We start from the raw sequence: 23,251 nt of genomic DNA, 5'->3' as shown, positions 1-23,251 counted from the left end.
TCCAATGGGGGCCCCTCTTTTCACGGGCGGCCCTGTTCCTTCTCAAACCCCGGCGATGGCCTGCTGGGAAAACAAGGGGTTATCCCCAAAGGCGAAGGCCGGGACCGGCAAACTAGACAATCCGTCCGTCTTCGGTCAACCCATTTTGCGAATGATCGAAAAGATTTTTTGCCGCAGTTTTTCCAAATATTTCGCAAGCTGGAAAGACCGCTCTCCCCGCAAAGCCGCCCGCAAACGCGAACGGCCTGCCCCGCGGGTGCGAGGCAGGCCGTTGCGCAAGGACTGACGGAGGTTACGCCGCGACGGTTTGAAGCAGGCCGCAGAGGCGGCGGATGCCTTCGCGGATGCGCTCCGGGTTGTTGTTGGAGAAGCTGAGGCGCAGCGTGTTCTTGCCCGAGCGGTCGGCGTGGAAGGCCGAGCCGGGAACGAAGGCGACGTTGGCGTCCTTGATGGCGCGGGCCAGCAGTTCCACCCCGTCGGTGCCCTCCGGCAGTTCGATCCAGACGAACATGCCGCCTTCCGGCTTGGTCCAGGTCACCCCGGCCGGAGCGAAGTCGTCCAGCGCGGTCAGCATGGCGTCGCGGCGCTCCTTGTAGGCGGCGCGCAGGCGGCGGATGTGGCTGTCGAAGTTCTGCGACACCACGTCGTGCAGCACGATCTGGTTGATGGTGCTGGTGTGCAGGTCGCCGGCCTGCTTCATCAGGACCAGCCGGTTGATGACCTCGGCCGGGCCGTTGATCCAGCCCACGCGCAGCGCCGGCACCATCGTCTTGGAGAAGGAGCCGCAGAAGAGCACGTTGGTGATCTTGCCGCCGTTGCGGGCGGCGTCCAGCGCGACGATGGACGGGATCGCCTCGCCCTCGTAGCGCAGCTCGGTGTAGGCGGCATCCTCGACGATCGGCACGCCGTGCTTGGCGCAGAGGTCGAGCAGCGCTTCGCGGCGGGCCAGCGAGATCGTCGTGCCGTTGGGGTTCTGAAAATCAGGGACGAGGTAGAAGAACTTCGGCTTCTGCTCCAGCGCCGCCTCAACGGCGGCGAGGTCCGGCCCCTCGGCGTCGCCGGGAACGGAGAGATACTGCGGCTCGTAGGGCGAAAAGGCCTGGAGCGCGCCGAGATAGGTCGGGCGGGTGACCAGGATCTTCTCGCCCGGCCCGATCAGCAGCTTGCCGACGAACTCCAGCGCCTGCTGCGACCCGCTGGTCACCAGCACCTCGTCCAGCCCGGCCTGGATGCCGCGGCGGCCCATGTAGGCGCAGATCCACTCGCGCAGCGGCGTGAAGCCCTCGCTGATGGTGTACTGAAGCGCGCCGCCGGCCCCACTGTTGGACTGGAAGATCTTCTCATAGGCGCGGGCGATGGCCGCGGTCGGGAAGAAATCGGGGTCCGGGATGCCCCCGGCGAAGGAGATGATTTCCGGCCGTTCGAGCAGCTTCAGCAGCTCCCGGATTTCCGAGGCTCCCATACCGGCGACGCGACCGGCAAACACGTTTCCCCAATCGACCGTCACTTTCAATCCTCCTGAGGGTCAACGACGCAACGTCGTTTCAAGATAGGTCAGTATTGCTTCACTAAGTGGTCTTGTGTAGAGCGAATTGATCGTATGGCAGCCATGCAGAGCGGAGGCCGGAGGCCGCGCCGCGAGCTGGTGGCGGAACCATGTGACCTGCCGCTTCGCGTAGCGGCGTGTCGATTGCTGAGCCAGCGCAATGGCTTCATCGAGCGTCAGCGCGCCGCGCAGATGGTCGCGCAGTTCCGGCACGCCCAACGCCTTCATCGCCGGCAGGTCGGGATCGAGGCCGAGCGCGTCAAGCCGCCGCACCTCCTCCAGCGCCCCCTGCCCCATCATCACGCGGAAGCGGCGGTCGCAGTTGGCGTAGAGCGCGTCGCGCGGCGGGTCGATCACGAGCACGGAGAACACCAACCCCTCCGGCGCGCCCTCGGCGCGCTGGGTCTGCCAGTGGGACAGCGGATGGCCGGTGGTCTCCAGCACTTCCCAGGCGCGGGTCAGGCGGGTGGTGTCGCCGGGATTCAGCTTGGCCGAGGCCGGGTCGCGGCGCAGCAGCTCCGCGCGGAAGGCTTCGCCGCCCAGGTCCCGCAGGCGGGCGTGGGCGGCCTTGCGAACCTCGTCCGGGACGGCGGGGACGGCGCTCAAGCCCTCCATCAGCGTGCGCAGGTAGAGACCGGTGCCGCCGACGACGATGGGCAGGCGCCCCGCAGCGTGCGCCTCGGCGATCTCGGCCAGCGCCATGTCGCGCCAGCGCGCCGCGGAGCCGCGCTCCGCCGCCGGCAACACGCCGTAGAGCCGGTGCGGCGCCTGCGCCAGATCCTCCGCCCCCGGGCGGGCGGTCAGCACGTCCAGCTCGGCGTAGAGCTGCATACTGTCGGCGTTGATGACCGTGCCGTTGCGCGCCAGGGCGATGTCGAGCGCCATCCCCGACTTGCCCGAGGCCGTCGGGCCGCCGATCACCACCACATGCCGGTGCTGCACATCCCGGTTGCGCGGGCTGTCCTCTGCCATGTCGCCTTGCCTGACGTTCCTCCGGCTACAGCGTATGGCAGGGGAAGGCTCGGCTTGGCAAGGGCGACCGGTGCGGCGCCTCAGCGAACCGTAATGGCCCCGGTCATGCCGAAGCTGCTGTGCAGCGGTTCGTGGCAGGCCAGATCGTAGGTGCCGGCCTCGACCGGAACGAATTCCACCACATCGGTCTGACCGGCGGGAATTTCCAGATTCACCAGGGCCGGCGTCTCGACGGCCCCTTGCCCGGTGGTGACCCGCCGCACCGCGATGGCCTTGAAGAAGCCTTCGGAGGTGAAGGTGTGGGCGACGGTCCCGCGGTTCTCCAGCGTCAGCCGGTAGGGTGTTCCCCGCTCGAAGGCCAGACGGTCGGGCTGGAACTGGAACTCGTCCAACCGCACGGTCACAGGGCGGGCCTGCGCCCAGTCCACCGCCGAGACGCGTGCCGCCACGTCGCCGACATAGCCGGGCGGCGGACGCTGCGCCAGATCGGTTCCGGCTCCACATCCGGCCAGGAAAAGGGTGAAAGCGAGAATGGACGGGGTAAGAAGGGTGGCAGGCCGCTGGATCATGGACGAGCCCTCCGGCGATTTGAGCGGAAACGCGGCGGGAGACTTCCGGGTCCCCGGCGCGGAATGTCTACGACGCTTGGCGGAGTGGGTTGGCGCAAACTCCCGGCTGTGCTAGGGAGCGCGCGCGCCCTTTCCCCCACGGCTCTTCCAGGATCGCCCGCCATGAGCGCTGTCGTTACGCTGATCGCCGCCGCCTCCGCCGTTCTCGACGAGCAGGCCGTGCAGGCCGCCCGCGCGTCCCTGACCGCGCTGGGGGCCGACACCGCCAAGCCGGACTGGCTGGCGCCGGACCGCGCCTGCGACATCGCCGAGGAAGGGCTGGTGCCCGAGCAGGCCGAAGCCGCCGTGCGCCGCGCTCTGGCCAATCTTGCGCTGGATGGCCTCGCCGTGGACGTCATCGCTCAGAAGCCGGGCAACCGGAAGAAGCGCCTGCTGGTCGCCGACATGGAATCGACGATCATCGAGCAGGAGATGCTGGACGAGCTGGGCGATTGCGTCGGTCTGAAGGACCACATCGCCGCGATCACCGCCCGCGCCATGAACGGCGAGATCGACTTCAAGGGCGCGGTGCGCGAACGGGTCGCCCTGCTCAAGGGCCTGAACGAGAGCGTCGTCGACGAGGTGTGGCAGCGCGCCACCCTGATGCCGGGCGCCAAGACTTTGGTTTCCACCATGCGCGCCAACGGGGCGACCTGCGTGCTGGTCTCCGGCGGCTTCCGCTGCTTCACGGAGCGGGTGCGCCAGTGGGTCGGCTTCGACGACGACCGCGGCAACGTGCTGGAGGTGGTGGACGGCGTCATGACCGGCGCTGTGGTCGAGCCGATCCTCGACAAGGACAGCAAGCTGGAGGCCCTGCTCGCCTACGCCGGGGAGCGCCACGTCCCGACCGTCGAGACGATGGCCGTCGGCGACGGCGCCAACGACCTGCCGATGCTGCTGGCCGCCGGTCTGGGCGTCGCCTTCCACGCCAAGCCGACGGTGGCCGCCCAGGCCCGCGCCCGCGTGGACCATGGCGACCTCACCGCCCTGCTGTTCGCCCAGGGCTACCGGATCGGGGAGTTCGTGGAGGGCTGACGGACCGCCTCCGCAACGCCACAAAGCGAAAGGGCACCGGCGGTCTCCCGCCGGTGCCCTTTTCGTTTGGGAATGGCTCCCGGATCAGCCCTGGCTGAGCGGGATGGCGACGAAGCGCAGGTCGCCGTGACGGTCCACCAGCAGCAGGATGGACTTCTTGCCCTGCTCCTTGGCCTTCTGGATCTTGGCGGTCACGTCCTCCGGCTTGCGGACCTCCTCCTGGCCAACCTCGATGATGACGTCGCCGGCGCGGATGCCCTTCTCCGACGCGGTGGAGTTGCCCGCCACCTCGGTCACCACCACGCCCTTCAGCTCGGGCTTGATCTCGAACTGCTGGCGCAGCTCCGGCGTGATGTTGGTCAGCTTCAGGCCCAGCGTCTCGGTCGGCTTCTGGGCCGGGGCCTGCTGCGGCTGGCGGCGCTGCTCGTCGGGAGCGGCGGCGAGGAGGCCCGACTCCTCGGCGGCCTCAAGCTCGCCCACCTTCACCTGGAGCTGCTGCGACTTGCCCTTGCGCCACACCTCGACCGGGACGGCCTTGTCGATCGGCGTCTCGGCGACAACGCGCGGCAGGCGGCGCATCTCGTTGATTTCCTTGCCGTCGAACTTGGTCACCACGTCGCCCGCCTGGATGCCGGCCTTGGCCGCCGGGCCGTTCGGGGTGATCGAGGCGACCAGTGCGCCCTTGTGGCCCTGCAGGCCCAGGCTCTCGGCGATCTCCGGGGTCACGCCCTGGATGCGCACGCCCAGCCAGCCGCGGCGGGTCTTGCCGTACTCGCGGAGCTGCGCGACCACCTGCTTGGCGAGGTTGGACGGGATGGCGAAGCCGATGCCGACCGAACCGCCCGACGGCGAGAAGATCGCCGTGTTGATGCCGATAACCTCGCCGTTCAGGTTGAACATCGGGCCGCCCGAGTTGCCGCGGTTGATCGAGGCGTCGGTCTGCAGGAAGTCGTCGTAGGGGCCGGCGTTGATGTCGCGCTGGCGGGCCGAGATGATGCCGGCGGTGACCGAGCCGCCCAGGCCGAACGGGTTGCCGATGGCCAGCACCCAGTCGCCCACGCGCATCGCGTCCGAATCGCCGAAGGGAACGGCGACCAGCGGGTGGCTGGTGTTGATCTTCAGCAGGGCGACGTCGGTCTTCGGGTCCTTGCCGATCAACTCCGCCTTGATGTTGGTGTCGTCCTGCAGGATGACGGTGATCTCGTCGGCGTCCTGGATGACGTGGTTGTTGGTGACCACGTAGCCGTTCTTGGCGTCGATGATGAAGCCGGAGCCGAGCGAGGTCGACTTGCGCGGCTGCTGCGGCTGGTCCTGCTGCTGGCGGTCGAAGAAGTCGCGGAAGAACTCCTCGAACGGCGAGCCCGGCGGGAACTGCGGCATCTCGGGACGCGCGCCCTGCTGGCGCTGCGGCACCGCCTGGCTGGTCGAGATGTTGACCACGGCGGGCAGCAGCTTTTCCGACAGGTCGGCGAAGCTGGTCGGCGCCGGGCGCGACTGGGCCATGGCGGGGGTGCCGACGGCGGCGGACAGCCCCAACAGGAGAGCGGCGATCAGCGGCACGACGCGCAGCCGGCGGCCGGTTTCGGCGCGGTGGATGGGGTGGTTCGGGTTCAACTCAGCTCTCCCTGCCGGACATCCGGCACCTTCTTGTTCCAATCGGCCATCTGTTCCAATCGGCCCGCGGCTTCATGCGAATCGCGGTCCGAGGGGGCGCTTCACCGATCCGTGTGCCGGATGTAATCCCCGTGCGTCACCGCTTCAAGCAAAGGCGCACGGGTCCCATCCGCCACGGAGGACGCGCGAGTATAGAAGCCGGAGTATGGCCGGAAAATGGCGGCGCGGTCCAGCGACGCGCGCGGCAAAAGGGTGTCAGGCGCCCCGCAAAAGCCAGACGAATCCGACGCCGGCCATCGCCGTCACCAGCCCGACGGTGCGCAGCCGGTTCTCCGGCATCGTCAGCGCTTCGACGATCAGACGCCGCATCGCGGACGGGAACAGCGCGTAGAGCACGCCCTCGATCACCAGGACCAGGGCCAGCGCGGTGAGGAAATCCGTCATCGGTCGGGCGGTACTTCGGAGAAGGAGTTCAGGGCGGGAAGACAAAATTGGGGTGGGAGAACGGGAGCCCCCACCCCACCCCCTCCCCCGGGACGAGGGGGAAGGGGAATCGAGCGCGACGTCTTACTGCTGCTGGGCGGTTGCCGGGGCCGGAGCCCGCGGCGCCGGGGCGCTGCCCGAGGCCGGGGCCGGCTGGCCGTTGCCGCCGCCGGTGATGTCGCCGAAGTAGCGGAAGAACTCGCCGGTCGGGGACAGCACCATGGTGGTGTCGTCCTTGTTCAGCGACTTCCGGTAGGCTTCGAGCGTCCGGTAGAAGCTGTAGAACTGCGGGTCCTGCGACGTCGCCTCGGCGATCATCTTCAGCGCCTGGTTGTCGCCTTCACCGCGCAGGATCTGCGAATCGCGCTGCGCTTCGGCCAGGATGACGGTGCGTTCGCGGTCCGCGCGGGAGCGGATCTGCTGCGACTGCTCCTGACCCTGGGCGCGGGCCTCGGCGGCTTCGCGCTCACGTTCCGACCGCATGCGGGCGAAGATCGACTGGCTGGTCTCCTCCGGCAGGTCGGCGCGGCGGATGCGGACGTCGACGATCTCGATGCCGAAGCGCTTCGCCTCGTCGTTCACCTGCCCGCGGATGTCGTTCATCACGCGCGGACGCTCGTCCGACAGGATGGCGAGCAGCGTCACGCTGCCGAGAACGCGGCGGAGCGCCGAGTTCACGATGGCGTTCATCCGCGTCTCGGCCACCGCCTCGTTGCCGGCGGTCTGGTAGAAGCGCAGCGGGTCCAGGATGCGGTAGCGCGCGAAGGCGTCCACGTCCAGGCGCTTCTGGTCGGCCAGGATGACCTGCTCCACCGGCGGGTCGAGGTCGAGCACGCGGCGGTCGAGGATGCGGACTTCCTGGATGAAGGGAACCTTGGCCTTCAGGCCGGGTTCGCGGATGACGCGCATCGGCTCGCCGAACTGGAGGACGAGGGCCTGCTGCGCCTCGTTCACCGTGAACAGGGAGGCCGAGGCGAGCACGCCCGCGGCGAGGATGCCGATGCCGGCGACCAACAATGTGCGGTTCATGGCATCCCTCCTCAACGGGCCGGCGGCTGGCCGGCGGGCCGCGCCGCGCCGTTGGGCTGCGCGCCAGCCGGAGCCGGCTGAAGCTGGTTGAGCGGCAGATAGGGAACCACGCCCTGGGCACCCTGCGCGTTGCCGTCGATGATGACCTTGTTGGCGCCGCTCAGGATCTCTTCCATGGTCTCCAGATACATGCGCTTGGCGGTCACGTCCTTGGCGGTCGAGTAGGCGTCGAACACCTTGCGGAAGCGGTCGGCGTCACCCTGGGCCAGGTTCACGACCTGCTCGCGGTAGGCGGAGGCTTCCTGGATCAGCCGTTCCGCGTCGCCTCGGGCACGCGGGATCACGTCGTTCCGGTAGGCCTCGGCCTCGTTGCGGGCGCGCTCGCGGTCGGCGCGGGCGCGCTGCACGTCGTTGAAGGCGTCGATGACGGGCGACGGCGGGTCGGCCTTCTGCAGCTGCACCTGCGTCACTTCGATGCCGCCCTCATAGTCGTCCAGCATGGCCTGGAGGAGCTGGCGGGTGGAGGTTTCGATCTGCTGGCGGGCCTCGGTCAGGGCCGGCTGCAGGTCGGTGCGGCCGATGACCTCGCGCATCGCGCTTTCCGCCGCCTTCTTCACGGTGGCCTCGGGATCACGGATCTTGAACAGATACTCGCCCGCGTCCTTGATGACCCAGAAGACGGTGAAGTCGATGTCGATGATGTTCTCGTCGCCGGTCAGCATCAGCGACTCGTCGGGAACGTCACGGTCGCCGCGACGCCCGTCGCCGGCCGAGCGGTAGCCGACCTCGATCCGGTTGACGCGCGTCACCTTCGGCATGAGCACCGTTTCGATGGGCGACGGCAGGTGGTAGCGCAGACCGGGCTGCTCGGTGCGCACCCACTGGCCGAAGCGCAGCACGACGCCCTGCTCGTCCGCCTCGACGCGGTAGATGCCGCTGGCCAGCCAGACCACGGCCAGCAGGCCGACGACGAGCGCGATGCCCCGGCCGCTGCCGACGCCGCCCGGCATCACCCGTTTCAGGCGGTCCTGGCCGCGGCGCAGCAGATCCTCCAGGTCCGGCGGCTGCGGCCCTCCGCCGCCGCCGCCGCCGCCACCGCCACCACCCGGCGGACGGCCCCACGGATTCTGACCGCCACCACCCGGCGGAGGACCCCAGGGGCCGCCACCGCCGCCCCCTCCCTGATTGCTCCACGGCATTCCGTTCGTTCCCCTTCGCGCTCTCTCAATTCTTGGGACGGAAATTCCGGAAAACAAATCGTTTCCGGACCGTCCGATCCCTTTACCATTATTGTCCGCCGGCCCTATAGTGCCCATCCCATTCGGGGAAGGATTTCACCGACGGATATCCGCCAATATCGGGAAGGAAGCGGAGTTTTCAACCATGGCGCAGGTCAGCGAAGCTCAAGTCCTTGAAGCTCTGAGGACGGTTGTCGATCCGGAACGGGGCAAGGACGTCGTCAGCCTCGGCATGTTGTCCGGACTTGTCGTGCGTGACGGGCACGTCGCCTTTTCGATCGAAGTGGACCCCAAGCGTGGCGCCCAGGCCGAGCCGGTACGCCACGCCGCCGAGAAAGCGGTGGAAGCCCTGTCGGGCGTCCTGTCGGTCACCGCGGTCCTGACGGCGCACCGCCCCGCCGGGCAGGGTGCGGCCCCGCAGCAGGGTCACGGGCACGATCACGGCCATTCCCATGGCGGGCATGGTCACTCCCATGGCGGCCATTCCCATGGGCAGCCGGCGGAGCAGAAGCCGCTGGTTCCGGGCGTGAAGGCCATCGTCGCCGTCGCGTCGGGCAAGGGCGGCGTCGGCAAATCCACCACGGCCAGCAACCTCGCGCTCGCCATGGCGGCGAACGGGTTGAAGGTCGGTCTTCTGGACGCCGACATCTACGGCCCGTCCATGCCGCGCATGCTGGGCATCTCCGGCCGGCCGACCAGCCGCGACGGCAAGATCCTGGAGCCGATGGAGAACTACGGCATCAAGGTGATGTCGATGGGCTTCCTGGTCGCCGAGGACACGCCGATGATCTGGCGCGGCCCGATGGTGATGAGCGCGCTTCAGCAGATGCTGCGCGACGTGAACTGGGGCACGCTCGACGTTCTGGTGGTGGACATGCCGCCGGGCACCGGCGACGCCCAGCTCACCATGGCGCAGCAGGTGCCGCTGGCCGGGGCGATCATCGTCTCGACCCCGCAGGACATCGCCCTGCTCGACGCCCGCAAGGGGCTGAACATGTTCCGCCGCGTGGACGTGCCCGTCCTCGGCATCATCGAGAACATGAGCTACTTCTGCTGCCCGAACTGCGGTCACCGCACGGACATCTTCAGCCACGGCGGCGCCCGCAAGGAGGCCACGGATCTGGGCATGGAGTTCCTCGGCGAGGTCCCGCTGCACCTCGACATCCGCGAAACCTCCGACCAGGGCCAGCCCATCGTGGTGTCGCAGCCCGAATCGGAGCACGCGAAGGTGTACCGCGGAATTGCCAAGCGCGTGTGGGAGAAGATCGCCGGCGAGCAGGGTCCGGCGCGGGCGGCGCCGCGGATCGTGGTGTCGTAAGGGGCGTACTTGCCCCCACCCTTCCCACTTCGTGGGTCCCCTCCCTCCCCCGCTAACGCAGGGGAGGGCCTAAGTTCCCTCCCCTGCGTTAGCGGGGGAGGGTTAGGGTGGGGGCAAAGCCTTTAGAGGGTGGGCCCGATGCCGGATTTCGTGACGTTGGTGGTGCTGCTGGCCGCCGTGGTCCTGGCGGTGCCGGTGGCCAAGCGGATCGGCTTCGGCGGGCCGCTCGGCTATCTCGCGGCGGGGCTGGCCATCGGGCCGGGCGGGCTCGGGCTGGTGACGGACGTCGAGGCGATCCGGCACGTCTCGGAACTCGGCGTCATCATGCTGCTGTTCCTGATCGGGCTGGAGCTGCGCCCCGCCCGCCTGTGGGTGATGCGACGATCGGTCCTGGGGCTCGGCGGCGCGCAGGTCGCGGTGACCACCGTCCTGATCGCCGCCGCCATTGTCCTGCTCGGCTTCACCCCAGCCGCCGCCGCGGTGACCGGATTCGGTCTCTCGCTGTCCTCCACCGCCATGGTGCTGCCCATGCTGGCGGAGCGGGAGCTGCTGACCACCAACGCCGGACGCAGTGCCTTCTCGATCCTGCTCTTCCAGGACCTCGCCATCATCCCGGCGGTGGCGCTGCTGCCCCTGCTCGGCCATGGCGCCGGGGAAGTGCCGGACGCGGGAACCGCGTGGCTGGCCGTGCTGAAGGCCGGCGGAGCGATCGCGGTGATCCTGGCCGGCGGGCGCTACCTGCTGCGCCCGGTGCTGCGCGCCGTGGACGGCGCCCGGACGCCGGAGATCTTCACCGCCACTGCCCTGCTGATCGTGCTGGGCACCGCCCTGTTCGCCGCCTGGGCGGGGCTGTCCATGTCGCTCGGCGCCTTCATGGCCGGGGTGCTGCTGTCCGATTCGGAGTACCGGCACGAGGTGCAGGCGGACATCGCGCCGTTTGAGGGGCTGCTGCTCGGCCTGTTCTTCGTGTCGGTGGGCATGGGGGCCGACGTGGCGGCGCTGATGGCGGAACCGGTGCGCTACCTGTCGCTGGCGCTCGGGCTGATGGCGTTGAAGGCGGCGGCGCTGTTCGGCTTGGCCCGCCTGTCCGGTCTGCGTCCGGGCGGGTCGGTGCGGCTGTCCACCGTGCTGAGCCAGGGCGGCGAGTTCGGCTTCGTGCTGTTCGGGCTGGCCGTCGGCGTCGGGGCGATGAGCGGGGGGCAGGCGGCGACGGCCATGCTGGTGGTCACGTTGTCGATGATCGCCACCCCCTTCGTGTTCGCGGCGGAGGAGCGCTGGCTGGCGCCGCGGCTGATCGTGAAGCCCGTCCGCCCCTACGACACCATCGCCCCGGACGGGGAGCCGCCGGTGCTGATCTGCGGCTTCGGCCGGGTCGGGCAGATCGTCGGCCGCGTGCTGCGGCTGCGCGGCATCCCCTTCACGGCGCTGGAGCAGAGCGCCGAGCAGGTCGACGTCGTGCGGCGCTTCGGCAACAAGGTCTATTACGGCGACCCGTCGCGGCTCGACCTGCTGCGCGCCGCCGGTGCCGACAAGGCCAAGGTGCTGGTGGTGGCGCTGGAGGACATGGAGCAGTCGCTGCGCGTGGTGGAGCTGGCGACGCGCCATTTCCCTCACCTCGTCATCCACGCCCGCGCCCGCAACCGCCGCCACGCGCATTTCCTGATGGACCGCGGGGTCACGCATTTCGTGCGCGAGACCTACGATTCCAGCCTGCGGCTGACCGGCGGCGTTCTGGAATCGCTGGGCCTGCCGCCGGAAGAGACCCGCCACACGTTGGACACCTTCCGCGAGCATGACGAGCGCACGCTGATTCGGCAGCACGCCGTCCATCACGACGAGAACCGCCTGATCCAGACCTCCCGCCAGGCCGCCGCCGAGCTTCAGGCCCTGTTCGAGGCCGACCGCGAGGAACCGGTGAAGGAGCGCGACCGCAAGACCGTCTGACGCCCCCCTCCCAAGCTCAGCCGATCAGCAGACTGTCGTCGGTGATGTCCTCGCCGCCGCGCTGCTTGGCGAACAGCGCCAGCAGATGCGGCACGTCCAGCCCGGCGCGCTGTTCCCCCGACACGTCGAGCACGATCCGGCCCTCGTGCAGCATCACCGTGCGGTCGCCGTAGTCCAATGCCTGCCGCATGGAATGGGTGACCATCAGCGTGGTCAGCCGGTTCTCCTCGACGATGCGGCGGGTCAGGCCCAGCACGAACTCCGCCGTTCCGGGGTCGAGCGCCGCCGTGTGCTCGTCGAGCAGCAGGATCTTCGACCCGGCGAGCGTCGCCATCAGCAGGCTGACCGCCTGCCGCTGCCCGCCGGACAGCAGGCCCATGCGGTCGTGCAGCCGGTTCTCCAGCCCCAGCCCCAGCTCCGCGATGCGCTCGCGGAAATGCCGGCGGCGGTCGCCGCGCAGGGCGAAGCCCAGGCCGCGGCGGCGCCCGCGGGCGGCGGCCAGCGCCATGTTCTCCTCAATGGTCAGCGCGGTGCAGCTTCCGACCATCGGGTCCTGGAAGACACGGGCGACCAGCGAGGCGCGCTTCGGCGTCGCCCAGCGGGTGACGTCCACCCCGTCGATGGCGATGCGGCCCTCCTCGGCGATCACGTCGCCGGCCAGCGCGCCCAGGAAGGTCGACTTGCCGGCGCCGTTGGAGCCGATGACGGTGACGAACTGCCCTTCCGGAATCGTCAGGTCGACGCCGCGCAGGGCGTGCTTTTCCAGCGGGGTTCCGCGCCCGAAGGTGACGTGGATGCCGTTGACCGTGATCATCGGACGGCCTCCCTCTTCTTCGACGCGGCTTTCAGCCGCATCCGCGGCAGGATCAGCGCCACCGCGACCAGGACGGCGGTGACGAGGTTGAGGTCGGAGGCCTGGAGCCCGATGGCGTCCGCCGACAGGGCCAGCTGGACCGCCAGCCGGTACAGGATGGAGCCGACGACGCAGCCGACCAGCGCCCACAGCATCGCGCGGGCTGGAAGCACCGTCTCGCCGACGATCACCGCGGCCAGACCGACCACGATGGTGCCGATGCCGGTGGTCACGTCGGCGAAGCCGTTGGTCTGGGCGAACAGCGCGCCGGCCAGGGCGCACAGCCCGTTCGACAGGGCCATGCCGGCGTAGATGTGGAAGTCCGTCTGCACCCCCTGGGCGCGGGCCATCCGGGCGTTGACTCCGGTCGCCCGCATGGCGAGGCCGAACTCGCTGTTCAGGAAGCGGGACAGCAGCAGGACGATCACGACGACGACGACCAGCACGACGAGCGGCCGCACCACATGGTCAGGCAGCCCCAGCCCGTAGAAGGGGGTCAGCACGGTGTCCTGCATCAGCAGCGCCACGTTCGGACGGCCCATCACGCGCAGGTTCACCGAGAACAGCGCGATCATCGTCAGGATGCTGGCCAGCAGGTGCAGGATCTTGAAGCGGACGTTCAGCGTCGCCGTGACCAGCCCGGCCATCGAGCCGGCCAGCGCCGCGACGAGGCTGGCGATCCACGGGTTGACCCCGGCGACCAGCAGCGTGGCGCAGACCGCGGCCCCCAGCGGGAAGCTGCCGTCCACCGTCAGGTCCGGGAAATCGAGCACCCGGAAGGACAGGTACACGCCAAGGGCGACCAGCGCGTACACCAGCCCGATCTCGACGGCCCCGAAGAAGGCGATTTCACTCATGATCGGTCCTTGGGGAGTGTCGCGTCGGGCCCCCACCCAAACCCTCCCCCGCTCCGCAGGGGAGGGCTTTCTCCTCCCCCTGCGAAGCGGGGGGAGGTCGGGAGGGGGGCCCGTCTCAACCACTTCCCCTCAAAGAAACAACTTACTGCGAAACAACTTACTGCCCGACCACCTTGGTCGCGCGCTTGGTCACCGCCTCGGGGATGGTCACGCCCATCGCCGCCGCGGATTTCGGGTTCACGAACAGGTCGGTGCCCTTGGCGAAGGTCACCGGAACGTCGCCCGGCTTCTCACCCTTCAGGATGCGGACCACGGCCTCGCCGGTCTGGCGGCCGACCTGCCGGTAGTCGAAGCCGATCGACGCCACCGTGCCGCGCGCCACGCTGTCGGTGTCGGCGGAGAAGACCGGCAGCTTGGCCTGCTGGCCCACCGCGACGACGCTCTCCAGCGCCGAGACGACCGTGTTGTCCAGCGGCACGTAGAGCGCGTCGGCCTTGCCGACGAGGCTGCGGGCGGCGGGCTGGGCGTCGGCGGACTTGGTGGCGGTCGCCTCGACCACGGTCAGCCCGGCCTTCTGCGCCTCGTCCTTCAGCGCCTTGACCAGCGAGACGGAGTTCGGCTCGCCGGCGTTGTAGAGGACGCCCAGACGCTTGACCGACGGCACGATCTCGCGGATCAGCGCGACATGCTCGGCCACCGGAGCCATGTCCGACACGCCGGTGACGTTGGCGCCCGGCTTGTCCAGGCTGCGGACGAGCTGCGCGCCGACCGGGTCGGTCACCGCGGTGAAGACCACCGGAATCTCGCGGGTCGAGGCGACGACGGCTTGGGCGGAGGGGGTGGAGATCGGAACGATCACGTCCGGACGAGCGCCGGCGAACTGGCGGGCGATCTGCGCGGCGGTTGCGGGGTTGCCCTGGGCGCTCTGATACTCGACCTTCAGGGTGTCACCCGGCGTGTAGCCCGCGGCCTTCAGCGCCTCGATCACGCCGTCGCGCGTGGCGTCCAGCGCCGGATGCTCGACGATGGCGGTGATCGCGACGGTCTTGGTCTGGGCGAAGGCGGCGGCGCTGGTCAGCGCGACCGCCGCCGTGGCGGCGGCGAGAAACAGGCGGGTGATCGTCATGGCTCCAGGCTCCCGGAGGGGGTTTGTGCATCCCGTAGACGCCCAGGGGCCGGTCCGTCAACTGCCGGAGCAGGAATCCGATGAGCGAAGACCCGCGCGACGCCCGACTCCAAGCCCGACTCAATGCCCTCGAATCCGCCATTGCGGACATCGAAGCGGAGGCCCGCGCCGCCGCGCACGCGCTGTGCGCCCATGAGCTTCAGATGCGGCTGGAGAACATCGCCCGCCGCGTGGAGGCCCTGCGCGCGGCGCAACCCCGAAGTGCGGACGATGTAACGGCGTGACGATCGGTCGCTCCCTCCCCATATGAGGCCCTTCGGGGAGCGGATCGCAAGGGTACGGTCATGACGGCGGAAGACAGGACGGTGGAAGACGGCACTCAGGACAGCGCGCGGTCCAAGACGACGGCGGCGTTGCGCGGGCTGATGGGGCAGTGCCCAGCCTGCGGACGCGGGCGCCTGCTGCGGAACTACCTGAAGCCGGTGGACCACTGCACCCATTGCGGCGAGGCGTTCGGCCACCTGCGCGCCGACGACGCCCCGCCCTGGATGACCATCCTGATCGTCGGCCACATCATCATCCCGGCGGTCCTGTCGGTCGAGCAGAGCTACGAGCCGGCGACCTGGGTGCATCTCACCATCTGGCCGTTGCTGACCCTGTTGCTGACCGGCCTGCTGCTGCCGCGCTGCAAGGGCGTGGTGCTGGGCCTGCTGTGGAGCACCGGCGCGCCGGGGTCGGAGCGCGCCTGAGACTCAATCGAAACTGAGCGCGAAGCTCGCCCGCCCCTGCCCGGCCTGGAAGCGCTGCCACATCACGCCGAAGGCGGCCTCCAGCGCGCGGGTGAAGCGCATGCCGTTCAGCGCCGGGGATGCCGCCAGCCGGTCCCGCAGACCGCCGCGCAGGGCCACCAAAGCCGCCGAGTCGGCCACCAGCGCCGCCGCCTTGGCGATGTAGCCGTCCGGTCCGTCGGCCACCAGATCGGACAACCCCGCCGAGGCGAGGTGCGTCACCGAATGGCGGGCGCAGAAGCGGTCGCCGCCCAGCGTCACCACCGGCACGCCCATCCACAGCGCCTCCAGCGTCGTCAGCCCACCCGAATAAGGGGAGGGGTCGAGCGCCACGTCGACCTCGCCGTAACCGGCCAGGAACTCCCGGTGCGGCGCCCCGCCCCGCAGGTCGACCCGCGCCGGGTCCAGCCCAGCCCGCTCGAACAACGCCAGCGTGCGCGCCGCGGTGCCGGTGTCGTCCAGACCCGGCGTGCGCAGCAGCAAGCGGGAGCCGGGGACGGCGTCCAGCACGCGCGCCCACAGTGCCGCGACCTCCGCGTTCAGCTTGGGCAGAGCGTTGAAGGACCCGAAGGTGGCGTGACCGCGCGTCGCCAGCGGCAGCGGAGCCACGGCCGGCGCGTCCTCGGGCGGCGCCCAGGGAACGTAGGCATCGGGCATGCGCACCACGCCCTCGATGCACCAGCCGTCCGACCCCGGCGGGCTCTGCCGCGAATCGGAAATCAGATAGTCCATGGCCGGCAGGCCGGTGGTGCCGACATAGCCCGCCCAGGTCGCCTGCACCGGCGCCGCGCGCCGTGCGAAGACCGGCAGGCGGTTGCCGAAGGTCTGGCCCGCCAGATCGACCAGGATGTGGATGCCGTCCGCCTGGATGCGCTGGGCCAGGGCCTCGTCGTCCATGCCGGCGGTCCAGACCCAGTGGTCGGCGTGGGCCATCAACCGCTCCGTCTTCCAGTCCGGGTTGGCGGTGTTGGCGTAGCAGACGACCTCGAAGGCCGTGCGGTCGTGATTCGCCAGCACCGGCTCGAGGAAGAAGCCCACGGGATGGGCGCGGAAGTCCGGCGAGACATAGCCGATGCGGATCTTCGGCGCCGGGGCGGCCACCGCGGGCGCCGGACGGTCGGGGTAACGGGCGCCCCAGTCCGCGTGGGCCTGGGCGATGGCCGGCATGGTCAGCCCCGGCACGAACTGCATCAGATAAAGACGCGAGGCGTGCAGCGAATCGACGTTGCCGTGCTGCTCCACCACGGCGTCGATCTCCGCAAGGGCCTCCGCCGCCCGTCCCTGCATGGCGAGCACGCGGGTGGCACGGTTCGCCCGCACCTCCGCCCGGCCCGGCGCCAGGGCGAGCGCCGCCCCATAGGCGTCGTCGGCCTCGCCCAGCCGGTTCATCTCGGCCAGCGCGTTGCCGAGGTTGTAGGGGTGCGCCCAGTTGGCCGGGTCGAGCCGCCCGGCCCTCTCATAGAGCGTCACAGCCTCCGCCCGCCGCCCCTGGGCGCGCAGCAGCACGCCCAGATTGGCGACGGCCGCCAGAGTCTTCGGGTTCAGCGCGATGGCGCGGCGGAAGAAGGCCTCCGCGCGCGCCGAATCGCCGGCCCGGCGCACCGCCTCCGCCATGGTGAGCAGCCCGTCCATCGCCATCTCCAGCGACGGATCGAGGTTCAGCGCCCCGGCATAGGCGTTGGCCGCCCCGGCGACGTCGCCCAGGCTTTCCATCACCAGCCCGTAGTTGGCCCACCAGACGGGGACCGAAGGATAGGCGGCGATGGCCCGCCCGATCCGGTCCAGTGCCTCGTCGAACCGCCCGGCCTGCGCCGCGACGAGGCCCTGGCGGTGAAGTCCATCGGCCTCGTGCGGAGTCATCGGGGGCGGCGTCATGACAATGATCCTTCGGAGATTGGAGCGGGCGTTACTCGGCGCGGCCGAGCTGGTCCATCAGTTCCCGCCACTCGCGCTTGGACAGGCCGCTGGCCTCCTGGGTCACCGCCTCGCCGGAGAGCAGGCGCTTCACGACCTCCAGCCCGGTCTTCGACATGTGGGTGCCGCCCAGCCGGTACTCGCTGAAGGCGTCGAACACGGCGGGGACCCAACGCTTCACCACGTCCAGCATGGCCTCCGCGTAGACGCGGATCTCGTACTGGGCGTGCGGGTCGGCGCGCAGGCTGAGGAAATGCAGGAGGTTGTGGAGATCGACCTTCCAATACCACTGCGTGTAATAGTTCAGCGTCAGGTTCATGCGCGCCAACTCGCGCGCCAGCCCCTGGCGGCCCTCCTCGATGGTGGTGCCGTCCTCGCGCTGGTTCAGCATCTCCTCGTAATGAGCGTAGACCGCCTCCGAATCGTCGCGCAGCAGCTTCATCACCGCCGCCGCCTCGTCGCCCTGGAGCACGTCGCCGCGGCCCTGCCGGTTGACGACGGCCTGGGCGCCCAGGTTCTCGGGCGTCGGGATGTAGAACTCGCGGTCGAGGATGGAGTAGCGCGCGGAGTATTCGTTGACGTTCGCCGTGCGGTGGCGAATCCACTGGCGGGCGACGAAGATCGGCAGCTTGACGTGGAACTTGATCTCGCACATCTCGAACGGGGTCGAGTGGCGGTGGCGCATCAGATACTTGATGAGGCCGGCGTCCTCGGTGACCTTCTTGGTGCCCTTGCCGTAGGACACGCGCGCCGCCTGGACGACGGCCGAATCGTCGCCCATGTAATCGACGACGCGCACGAAGCCGTGGTCCAGGACCTCGAGCGGCTCGTAGAGGATCTCCTCCAGGGCCGGAACGGTGGCGCGGCGGGTGGTGGCGGTGACGGCGCGCAGGCGGTCGATCTCGGCGCGCTGCTCGGGCGTGATCGGCATGGGTACTCCGGGGACTGAATTCGGGCGGCACTCTACGTCCGCGAACCGGGACAGTCACCCCCTTCGCAAGGGCGTCGGGTCAGAATCCGCGGCACCCCCTTTCCATATCCGGGCGAAGGGCCTATATTGGGTCCGTCGGCAGCAGCCGACTATGGCGATAAACGCCTTGCGGAATAAGCGTTGTGGACCCGGGGGCGGTACCCGGCGCCTCCACCAAACAAACCACCGGTCTCTCGGGCGTTGCCGTAGGGAGCGGGTTCGTTGGGGGCGAAATAGGATCGACACGCGTGGTAAAGGCATGGTCTTCGCCCGGCATGGTTCCGCCGTTATCGGGCCATTGCAATAGTTGCCAACGACAACGTTGCTCCGGTCGCCGTTGCCGCCTAACAGCGGTAACTGACCGAAATCAATCCCCGATGGGTAGCACCTGAGGGTGGGGCCGTGGGCCGCCTAGCAACAGAAGGCCCACACTTACATGTCTGGCGTTAAGGACCCGCCCAAGAATGCCGAGAGAGCAGTTGCGTTATGACCGCATGGTCGAGGCCGCCCTGCGCGGTGTCGTCCGTGACGCGCTCCGCCAGGTGACGGACCGCGGGCTCCCCGGCGATCATCACTTCTATCTGACCTTCCGGACGGGCTACCCGGGCGTCGACATCCCCGAATATCTGTCGTCCCAGTATCCCAACGAGATGACCATCGTCATCCAGTACCAGTTCTACGGGCTGGAGGCGCTGGACGATCATTTCGAGGTGACGCTGAGCTTCAACAACGTGCATGAGCGGCTGGTGATTCCCTACGCCGCCATCACCACCTTCGCCGATCCGTCGGAGAATTTCGCCCTCCAGTTCCAGCCGGTGGAGCCCGCCGAATCGGCGGAGATCGCCACCATCCCCGCGCGCGAGACGCCGGAGAAGAAGGCTGCGGACGGCAAGGATGGGGCGAAGCCGTCCATCGCGAAGCTCGCCAAGTCGGATATCGGCAAGGCCGAATCCGGCAAGCCCGACTCCGACCGTTCCGGCGAGGAGCCGAAGCGCGGCGAGGTCGTGGCGCTCGACGCTTTCCGCAAAAAATAGGCTTCCACCAACAGGCTCCCCAGCATGGCCACGGTCAGCGAACTCGTCCGTTTCCTGTGCGAGTCGCTGACGCCGTTGGGGGCCATCACCGCCCGCCGCATGTTCGGCGGGTACGCGGTCTATTGCGACGGCGTCGTCTTCGCGCTGGTCGCCCGCAACATCCTGTATTTCAAGACCGACGACGGCAACCGGCCGGAGTACGAGGCGCTGGGCCTGCGCCCCTTCAAGCCCTTCGACGACAAGCCGACGGTCCTGCCCTATTTTCCGCCGCCCGACTCGGCGCTGGACGACCCGGACGAGCTTCTGTTCTGGGCCCGCCCGGCCCTGGCGGCGGCGATCCGCACCGCCGCCGTCAAGAAACCGTCCCGCAAGAAGACCACCCTTAAAAAAGCCGAGACGTGAGCCGTCAGATGTTCTCCGCCATATGGGCGGAGGCTGTGTCCACCGGAGCATTTCCCGTACGCTGGCGAATCTGACGGGCGAAGCGCGCGGGACTCGGCAGATGGCTGAGCAGGCGCCCGGCGCGGCCCATGGCGGACATCGCCTTGCCCATGCTCATCACGTCGTCCAGCCGACGGTCCACGAAGGCCCAGGTTTCCGCATGGCCCTCCGACCGGTCGTCCAGCCAGTAGAAAGTCGCGGAGCTGAGCACCGCGGCCAGCGTGGCGCGCTTGGTGTAGTGGTTGAAGTCGGTGGCCGTGTCGCCCGCCGCGAACCACATGGCGTCCACCGTGCGGTAGAGCATGCGCAGCCCCATGGCGATGTTTTGCGGCATGGCGAGGTGGGCGAGCAGCCGTCGCTTGGCCTCCATGTGCGGTTCCAGCACCTCGAAATGGGTGCGGATGGCGAGCGCGATCTTCTCGCGCACCTTCATCTCGTCGAGCGGGTGCTTGTCCAGCTCGGCCAGCATGCGGCGGTCGGTCCAGGCGCCGAAATGCTCGACCAGCTCCGGCACGCCGCCCGGGAAGGCGCGGTGCATGGTCGCCGTGTCGTAGCCGGCCATCTGCGCGCCGTCGCGCAGCGCCTGAAGGCTCCAGCCGTCGAACACGATGTTGGGAAGCGTGGACAGCAGGATGTCGTCCCTCACCGCGTCCATGTCCAGGGCTGCATCCATGTCAGTCTCTCCCCTCCTGCTGTTCCAGCGCCTCGGTCACGTGATGCGCCTCGTCGGTGAAGGCCAGATAGCGCAGATCGGTCATCCGGTCGATGTAAAGCACGCCGTCCAGGTGATCGCACTCGTGCTGGATGACGCGGGCGTGGAAACCCGATGCCTCGCGCTCGATGGGTTCGCCGTCCAGCCCGACTCCGCGGTAGCGGATGCGGGCGAATCGCGGAACGACGCCGCGCAGTTCGGGAATCGACAGGCAGCCCTCCATCCCGTGCTCCATCCCATCGTCCAGCGGCTCGATCACCGGGTTGATGAGCACGGTCGGTTCCACCGACTCGCCGCCGGAACGCATGGCGGGAACGCGGAACACGATCATGCGCAGCGATTCGTGCACCTGCGGGGCCGCCAGCCCGACTCCGGGCGCGTCCAGCATGGTGTCGATCATGTCGGAAGCCAGCCGCCGGATCTCCGGGGCCGTCGGGTCGGGCACGGGGTCTGCGACCTTGCGCAGCACCGGGTGCCCCATGCGGGCGATCTTCAACAGGGCCATGCCCTATTATCTGGGCGGCGCGGGCCGCCGGGCAACCGTTTTGCCCGCGCATTGTCGCAGCGGAACACGCAGGGTTGGAAGACTCCGCTTCACAGGCGGCCCCGTCCGTGCTACATAAAGGTCCACACAAGGGGTGCGCCCGAAAGCGCATGCCTGTCGCATGCCTGTTTGTTGCTTCATGGCAACTCGGCTCACTTGATAAAGGTGACGGTTAACGTGCAAGTTCTGGTCCGAGACAACAACGTCGATCAGGCCCTCCGCGCGCTGAAGAAGAAGATGCAGCGCGAGGGCATTTTCCGGGAAATGAAGCTGCGCCGGAACTACGAGAAGCCCTCGGAGAAGCGCGCGCGTGAGAAGGCTGAGGCGGTGCGTCGCACCCGCAAGCTGCTCCGCAAGCGTATGGAGCGCGAGGGCTATTAATCCTCAGGCGCGTTTCGCGCCGGATTGACAGGCGCGCTCCGGCGCGCCGGGCATCCAAGCGCGTTCGCGCGCTTGCCCCTCTTGTGTCTTGCACCTGCCGCCCCGCGTCTGCGCGTGGGCGGTTTTGGTGCATCTGCGGTCCGCTTCGCCGCACAAGAACGCCTGCCAAGAAAATATATGGGGAGGGTCGCCAATGAGCGCATCCAAGGACACTCCGCGCGTCTCCGTGCCGGCGCTGCGCGCGCGCAAGGGCGGAGAGCCGATCGTCTGCCTGACCGCCTACACGACTCCGGTCGCCCGCCTGCTTGACCCGCATGTCGACCTGCTGCTGGTCGGCGACTCGCTGGGCATGGTGATTTACGGCTTCGACAGCACCCTTCCTGTCACGCTCGACATGATGATCGCCCACGGCGCCGCGGTGGTGCGCGGCTCGCGCCACGCCTGCGTGGTGGTGGACCTGCCCTTCGGCAGCTACCAGGAGAGCCCCCAGGTGGCCTTCCGCAACGCCGCCCGCGTCATGGCGGAGAGCGGTGCCCAGGCGGTGAAGGTGGAAGGCGGGCTGGAGATGGCCGAGACGGTGGCCTATCTGACCACCCGCGGCATCCCGGTGATGGGCCATGTCGGGCTGCTGCCGCAGTCGGTCAACGCGCTCGGCGGCTACAAGGCGGTGGGCCGCGACCCGGAAGCGGCGGAGCGTATCCGCGCCGACGCCCGCGCCATCGCCGAGGCCGGCGCCTTCTCCCTGGTCATCGAAGGCACGATGGAGTCGCTGGCCCGCCAGATCACCGAGGATGTGACCATCCCGACCATCGGCATCGGCGCCTCCCCCGCCTGCGACGGACAGGTCCTGGTGTCCGACGACATGTTCGGCCTGTTCGGCGAGTTCCAGCCCAAGTTCGTGAAGCGCTACGCCCAGCTCGGCACCGCCATCGGCGAGGCCGCCGCGACCTACGCCGCCGAGGTGAAGGCCCGCAGCTTCCCCGGTCCGGAGCATTGTTTCGGCATCAAGAAGGCGTAGGGGAAATGTTTTGCATCCCCTCTCCCGCCCCGGGAGAGGGTGCCCGCGAAGCGGCCTCTCGCGCTGGCTAAAAGCCAGCGCTGACGGCGACAGGCGGATGCCATTGGCATCCGCCGAGAGCGGGGTGAGGGTCGCACGAAGGTCGAGCACTGATCCTTGGCGGCACCCTCACCCTTCCCACGCTGACGCGTGGGCCCCTTCCCTCTCCCGGGTCGGGAGAGGGACCCTCAGGCGCCGTCCACCACGATCATGCGGAAGTCAGCGGCGGCCTTCCGGGCCTCGCGCGCTTCACGGTATTCGGGGCTGTCGTAGAAGGCCTTGGCGGTGGCGTAGTCCGGGAATTCCAGGATGACCACGCGGTTGGGCTGCCAGCCGCCTTCCAGCTCCTCCGCCTGCCCGCCGCGGGCGATGAAGCGCCCGCCATTCTTGGCGACCGCGTTCGGGGTCAGCTTCTTGTAGTTTTCATAGGCCGCGGGATTCGTCACGTTCACGTCGGCGATGATGTAGGCGGGCATGGCGTCCTCTCTCCGTTTCTTGTGATGGCAAAAAAAGAACCCCCAGGGCGAGCCGGCCCCGGGGGTTCATCCTAACCCACAGCCGTGACGGTGCGGGTCACTCCATCGACTTCACGACCTCTTCGGTGACCTTCTTGGCGTCACCGAAGAGCATCATGGTGTTGGGGCGGAAGAACAGCTCGTTCTCGACGCCGGCGTAGCCGGCGGCCATGCCGCGCTTGATGAAGAACACCGTCTTGGCCTTCTCGACGTCGAGGATCGGCATGCCGTAGATCGGCGACTGCGGATCGGTCTTGGCCGCCGGGTTGGTC

At 68.9% G+C, this 23,251-nt stretch carries 25 protein-coding genes and 1 other RNA gene; 10 read left to right on the top strand and 16 right to left on the bottom strand.

The window, feature by feature from the left end:
* Positions 1 to 292: 292 nt before the first annotated feature.
* The 3 genes from ACFPMG_RS18235 to ACFPMG_RS18225 all read right to left on the bottom strand — a co-directional run bounded on the left by ACFPMG_RS18235 (position 293) and on the right by ACFPMG_RS18225 (position 3,087).
* A complete protein-coding gene (locus ACFPMG_RS18235) occupies positions 293 to 1,507 on the bottom strand; it encodes an aminotransferase-like domain-containing protein (RefSeq protein ID WP_376996520.1) in 1,215 nt (404 codons plus the stop codon).
* A gap of 18 nt (positions 1,508 to 1,525) precedes the next feature.
* A complete protein-coding gene (gene miaA, locus ACFPMG_RS18230; RefSeq protein WP_376996519.1) occupies positions 1,526 to 2,518 on the bottom strand; it encodes a tRNA (adenosine(37)-N6)-dimethylallyltransferase MiaA in 993 nt (330 codons plus the stop codon).
* Positions 2,519 to 2,598: 80 nt separating this feature from the next.
* A complete protein-coding gene (locus ACFPMG_RS18225) occupies positions 2,599 to 3,087 on the bottom strand; it encodes a cupredoxin domain-containing protein (RefSeq protein WP_376996518.1) in 489 nt (162 codons plus the stop codon).
* Between the two features lie 162 nt (positions 3,088 to 3,249).
* On the opposite strand from ACFPMG_RS18225, the gene serB reads away from it, so the two are divergent.
* The gene (gene serB, locus ACFPMG_RS18220) at positions 3,250 to 4,161 is read left to right on the top strand and encodes a phosphoserine phosphatase SerB (RefSeq protein WP_376996517.1); all 912 of its coding nucleotides are present in this window, start codon (positions 3,250 to 3,252) and stop codon (positions 4,159 to 4,161) included.
* 84 nt (positions 4,162 to 4,245) lie between these two features.
* Here serB and ACFPMG_RS18215 read toward each other — a convergent pair whose 3' ends face one another.
* From ACFPMG_RS18215 to hflK, 4 genes are all read right to left on the bottom strand, one after another.
* Positions 4,246 to 5,775 carry a DegQ family serine endoprotease gene (locus tag ACFPMG_RS18215; protein WP_376996516.1) on the bottom strand — a complete coding sequence of 510 codons (1,530 nt, stop codon included), beginning with the start codon at positions 5,773 to 5,775 and terminating at the stop codon, positions 4,246 to 4,248.
* 255 nt (positions 5,776 to 6,030) lie between these two features.
* Entirely contained in the window at positions 6,031 to 6,219 is a 189-nt protein-coding gene (locus ACFPMG_RS18210; RefSeq protein ID WP_014239988.1) for a DUF2065 domain-containing protein, read from the bottom strand.
* 123 nt (positions 6,220 to 6,342) lie between these two features.
* Positions 6,343 to 7,287 carry a protease modulator HflC gene (gene hflC / locus ACFPMG_RS18205; RefSeq protein WP_376996515.1) on the bottom strand — a complete coding sequence of 315 codons (945 nt, stop codon included), beginning with the start codon at positions 7,285 to 7,287 and terminating at the stop codon, positions 6,343 to 6,345.
* A gap of 11 nt (positions 7,288 to 7,298) precedes the next feature.
* Positions 7,299 to 8,486, bottom strand: coding sequence for an FtsH protease activity modulator HflK (gene hflK / locus ACFPMG_RS18200; RefSeq protein ID WP_376996514.1), 1,188 nt, complete (start codon positions 8,484 to 8,486; stop codon positions 7,299 to 7,301).
* 184 nt (positions 8,487 to 8,670) lie between these two features.
* Here hflK and apbC point away from each other — a divergent pair, with 184 nt between their 5' ends.
* Both apbC and ACFPMG_RS18190 read left to right on the top strand, forming a co-directional pair.
* Positions 8,671 to 9,843 (top strand): iron-sulfur cluster carrier protein ApbC, encoded by a 1,173-nt coding sequence (gene apbC / locus ACFPMG_RS18195; protein ID WP_376996513.1) that lies wholly within the window; start codon positions 8,671 to 8,673, stop codon positions 9,841 to 9,843.
* Between the two features lie 138 nt (positions 9,844 to 9,981).
* Positions 9,982 to 11,787, top strand: coding sequence for a monovalent cation:proton antiporter-2 (CPA2) family protein (locus tag ACFPMG_RS18190; protein ID WP_376996512.1), 1,806 nt, complete (start codon positions 9,982 to 9,984; stop codon positions 11,785 to 11,787).
* A gap of 16 nt (positions 11,788 to 11,803) precedes the next feature.
* On the opposite strand, the gene ACFPMG_RS18185 is transcribed toward ACFPMG_RS18190, so the two are convergent.
* The 3 genes from ACFPMG_RS18185 to ACFPMG_RS18175 all read right to left on the bottom strand — a co-directional run bounded on the left by ACFPMG_RS18185 (position 11,804) and on the right by ACFPMG_RS18175 (position 14,623).
* On the bottom strand, positions 11,804 to 12,601 hold the full coding sequence (locus ACFPMG_RS18185; protein ID WP_038528612.1) for an ABC transporter ATP-binding protein: 798 nt from the start codon (positions 12,599 to 12,601) through the stop codon (positions 11,804 to 11,806).
* A complete protein-coding gene (locus ACFPMG_RS18180) occupies positions 12,598 to 13,497 on the bottom strand; it encodes an ABC transporter permease (RefSeq protein WP_137102687.1) in 900 nt (299 codons plus the stop codon). The genes ACFPMG_RS18185 and ACFPMG_RS18180 overlap by 4 nt, the downstream gene beginning before the upstream one ends.
* A gap of 157 nt (positions 13,498 to 13,654) precedes the next feature.
* Positions 13,655 to 14,623: an ABC transporter substrate-binding protein gene (locus ACFPMG_RS18175; RefSeq protein ID WP_376996511.1), complete on the bottom strand. Its 969-nt coding sequence runs from the start codon at positions 14,621 to 14,623 to the stop codon at positions 13,655 to 13,657.
* 80 nt (positions 14,624 to 14,703) lie between these two features.
* Between ACFPMG_RS18175 and ACFPMG_RS18170 the strand changes: the two genes are divergently transcribed.
* Together ACFPMG_RS18170 and ACFPMG_RS18165 are read left to right on the top strand one after the other, a co-directional pair.
* Positions 14,704 to 14,907, top strand: a complete 204-nt coding sequence (locus ACFPMG_RS18170) for a hypothetical protein (protein WP_376996510.1) — start codon at positions 14,704 to 14,706, stop codon at positions 14,905 to 14,907.
* Positions 14,908 to 14,967: 60 nt separating this feature from the next.
* Entirely contained in the window at positions 14,968 to 15,372 is a 405-nt protein-coding gene (locus ACFPMG_RS18165) for a DUF983 domain-containing protein (RefSeq protein WP_376996509.1), read from the top strand.
* Positions 15,373 to 15,375: 3 nt separating this feature from the next.
* Here the strand turns inward: ACFPMG_RS18165 and ACFPMG_RS18160 are convergent, their stop codons facing one another.
* Positions 15,376 to 17,286, bottom strand: a complete 1,911-nt coding sequence (locus ACFPMG_RS18160) for an O-linked N-acetylglucosamine transferase, SPINDLY family protein (RefSeq protein WP_376996508.1) — start codon at positions 17,284 to 17,286, stop codon at positions 15,376 to 15,378.
* A 31-nt stretch (positions 17,287 to 17,317) separates the two neighbouring features.
* Complete coding sequence (thyX, locus tag ACFPMG_RS18155) at positions 17,318 to 18,256, bottom strand: FAD-dependent thymidylate synthase (protein ID WP_145678343.1); 939 nt, start codon at positions 18,254 to 18,256, stop codon at positions 17,318 to 17,320.
* Positions 18,257 to 18,351: 95 nt separating this feature from the next.
* Here thyX and ssrA point away from each other — a divergent pair.
* The 3 genes from ssrA (at position 18,352) to ACFPMG_RS18140 (ending at position 19,731) form a co-directional block, all read left to right on the top strand.
* Positions 18,352 to 18,728: a transfer-messenger RNA gene (ssrA, locus tag ACFPMG_RS18150) on the top strand.
* A gap of 31 nt (positions 18,729 to 18,759) precedes the next feature.
* A complete protein-coding gene (locus ACFPMG_RS18145) occupies positions 18,760 to 19,329 on the top strand; it encodes an SspB family protein (protein WP_376996507.1) in 570 nt (189 codons plus the stop codon).
* 24 nt (positions 19,330 to 19,353) lie between these two features.
* Positions 19,354 to 19,731 carry a TfoX/Sxy family protein gene (locus tag ACFPMG_RS18140; RefSeq protein ID WP_376996506.1) on the top strand — a complete coding sequence of 126 codons (378 nt, stop codon included), beginning with the start codon at positions 19,354 to 19,356 and terminating at the stop codon, positions 19,729 to 19,731.
* Positions 19,732 to 19,735: 4 nt separating this feature from the next.
* Here the strand turns inward: ACFPMG_RS18140 and ACFPMG_RS18135 are convergent, their stop codons facing one another.
* On the bottom strand, positions 19,736 to 20,443 hold the full coding sequence (locus ACFPMG_RS18135) for a COQ9 family protein (RefSeq protein WP_376996505.1): 708 nt from the start codon (positions 20,441 to 20,443) through the stop codon (positions 19,736 to 19,738).
* 1 nt (position 20,444) lies between these two features.
* A complete protein-coding gene (gene def / locus ACFPMG_RS18130) occupies positions 20,445 to 20,987 on the bottom strand; it encodes a peptide deformylase (protein ID WP_376996504.1) in 543 nt (180 codons plus the stop codon).
* Between the two features lie 216 nt (positions 20,988 to 21,203).
* Here def and rpsU point away from each other — a divergent pair, with 216 nt between their 5' ends.
* Positions 21,204 to 21,407: a 30S ribosomal protein S21 gene (gene rpsU / locus ACFPMG_RS18125; protein WP_012974546.1), complete on the top strand. Its 204-nt coding sequence runs from the start codon at positions 21,204 to 21,206 to the stop codon at positions 21,405 to 21,407.
* A 193-nt stretch (positions 21,408 to 21,600) separates the two neighbouring features.
* On the top strand, positions 21,601 to 22,425 hold the full coding sequence (gene panB, locus ACFPMG_RS18120; RefSeq protein WP_376996503.1) for a 3-methyl-2-oxobutanoate hydroxymethyltransferase: 825 nt from the start codon (positions 21,601 to 21,603) through the stop codon (positions 22,423 to 22,425).
* 227 nt (positions 22,426 to 22,652) lie between these two features.
* Here panB and ACFPMG_RS18115 read toward each other — a convergent pair whose 3' ends face one another.
* Both ACFPMG_RS18115 and ACFPMG_RS18110 read right to left on the bottom strand, forming a co-directional pair.
* Positions 22,653 to 22,940: a DUF1330 domain-containing protein gene (locus ACFPMG_RS18115; RefSeq protein ID WP_376996502.1), complete on the bottom strand. Its 288-nt coding sequence runs from the start codon at positions 22,938 to 22,940 to the stop codon at positions 22,653 to 22,655.
* 97 nt (positions 22,941 to 23,037) lie between these two features.
* Positions 23,038 to 23,251: NAD(P)(+) transhydrogenase (Re/Si-specific) subunit beta (locus tag ACFPMG_RS18110; protein ID WP_376996501.1), on the bottom strand; the 214-nt coding region annotated here is incomplete at its 5' end.

It is taken from the genome of Azospirillum himalayense (assembly GCF_042657465.1).
In the GTDB taxonomy this organism is placed as follows: domain Bacteria; phylum Pseudomonadota; class Alphaproteobacteria; order Azospirillales; family Azospirillaceae; genus Azospirillum; species Azospirillum himalayense.
This window is presented reverse-complemented; position numbering and strand designations above follow the sequence as displayed.

What these genes read in the sequence shown, in the direction of transcription:
- ACFPMG_RS18180 (WP_137102687.1), bottom strand. Translation starts at nt 13,497, where the DNA reads ATGAGTGAAATCGCCTTCTTCGGGGCCGTCGAGATCGGGCTGGTGTAC.
- ACFPMG_RS18190 (WP_376996512.1), top strand. Translation starts at nt 9,982, where the DNA reads ATGCCGGATTTCGTGACGTTGGTGGTGCTGCTGGCCGCCGTGGTCCTG.
- ACFPMG_RS18160 (WP_376996508.1), bottom strand. Translation starts at nt 17,286, where the DNA reads ATGACGCCGCCCCCGATGACTCCGCACGAGGCCGATGGACTTCACCGC.
- apbC (WP_376996513.1), top strand. Translation starts at nt 8,671, where the DNA reads ATGGCGCAGGTCAGCGAAGCTCAAGTCCTTGAAGCTCTGAGGACGGTT.
- hflC (WP_376996515.1), bottom strand. Translation starts at nt 7,287, where the DNA reads ATGAACCGCACATTGTTGGTCGCCGGCATCGGCATCCTCGCCGCGGGC.
- panB (WP_376996503.1), top strand. Translation starts at nt 21,601, where the DNA reads ATGAGCGCATCCAAGGACACTCCGCGCGTCTCCGTGCCGGCGCTGCGC.
- ACFPMG_RS18140 (WP_376996506.1), top strand. Translation starts at nt 19,354, where the DNA reads ATGGCCACGGTCAGCGAACTCGTCCGTTTCCTGTGCGAGTCGCTGACG.
- ACFPMG_RS18175 (WP_376996511.1), bottom strand. Translation starts at nt 14,623, where the DNA reads ATGACGATCACCCGCCTGTTTCTCGCCGCCGCCACGGCGGCGGTCGCG.
- ACFPMG_RS18225 (WP_376996518.1), bottom strand. Translation starts at nt 3,087, where the DNA reads ATGATCCAGCGGCCTGCCACCCTTCTTACCCCGTCCATTCTCGCTTTC.
- miaA (WP_376996519.1), bottom strand. Translation starts at nt 2,518, where the DNA reads ATGGCAGAGGACAGCCCGCGCAACCGGGATGTGCAGCACCGGCATGTG.
- ACFPMG_RS18170 (WP_376996510.1), top strand. Translation starts at nt 14,704, where the DNA reads ATGAGCGAAGACCCGCGCGACGCCCGACTCCAAGCCCGACTCAATGCC.
- ACFPMG_RS18185 (WP_038528612.1), bottom strand. Translation starts at nt 12,601, where the DNA reads ATGATCACGGTCAACGGCATCCACGTCACCTTCGGGCGCGGAACCCCG.
- def (WP_376996504.1), bottom strand. Translation starts at nt 20,987, where the DNA reads ATGGCCCTGTTGAAGATCGCCCGCATGGGGCACCCGGTGCTGCGCAAG.
- hflK (WP_376996514.1), bottom strand. Translation starts at nt 8,486, where the DNA reads ATGCCGTGGAGCAATCAGGGAGGGGGCGGCGGTGGCGGCCCCTGGGGT.
- serB (WP_376996517.1), top strand. Translation starts at nt 3,250, where the DNA reads ATGAGCGCTGTCGTTACGCTGATCGCCGCCGCCTCCGCCGTTCTCGAC.
- thyX (WP_145678343.1), bottom strand. Translation starts at nt 18,256, where the DNA reads ATGCCGATCACGCCCGAGCAGCGCGCCGAGATCGACCGCCTGCGCGCC.
- ACFPMG_RS18210 (WP_014239988.1), bottom strand. Translation starts at nt 6,219, where the DNA reads ATGACGGATTTCCTCACCGCGCTGGCCCTGGTCCTGGTGATCGAGGGC.
- ACFPMG_RS18145 (WP_376996507.1), top strand. Translation starts at nt 18,760, where the DNA reads ATGCCGAGAGAGCAGTTGCGTTATGACCGCATGGTCGAGGCCGCCCTG.
- ACFPMG_RS18135 (WP_376996505.1), bottom strand. Translation starts at nt 20,443, where the DNA reads ATGGATGCAGCCCTGGACATGGACGCGGTGAGGGACGACATCCTGCTG.
- ACFPMG_RS18115 (WP_376996502.1), bottom strand. Translation starts at nt 22,940, where the DNA reads ATGCCCGCCTACATCATCGCCGACGTGAACGTGACGAATCCCGCGGCC.
- ACFPMG_RS18165 (WP_376996509.1), top strand. Translation starts at nt 14,968, where the DNA reads ATGACGGCGGAAGACAGGACGGTGGAAGACGGCACTCAGGACAGCGCG.